This window comes from Blautia sp. AF19-10LB, assembly GCF_003461245.1.
GTDB lineage: Bacteria > Bacillota > Clostridia > Lachnospirales > Lachnospiraceae > Blautia_A > Blautia_A intestinihominis.
Genome location: NZ_QTWS01000036.1, coordinates 1 through 406, shown reverse-complemented (window position 1 = coordinate 406; position 406 = coordinate 1).

Below are 406 nucleotides of genomic sequence, written 5' to 3'. Positions count from 1 at the left end.
TGCTGTCAGCTCTAAAAAACGTTATTTACCGACAGCTCCCTTTTTTCATTTTTTGCATGTAGCTTTATTTGCAGAAGTAGATTACGATATTAATAGTTGACCAGGGAGAGAAGAATGATTAGATAATATGTTATAGTGATAATGGAATTATGGTAACAAAAAAATTTATAAAAAAAGTGCAACCAAACAGAAAAAAATACGTTCTATATAATAGAAAACATTAATATGGCACACTGCAAATAACCTATCTGCATAAAAACACTAATATACAGGGGAGAAATGTGATATGGAAGATATACATATTATAAATTTATTTTTAGAAAGATCAGAAGATGCAATTCGCCAGGTAGAAGTAAAGTACGAAAAATTTTGCTTTAAGATTGCATGGAATATTTTATATAACACA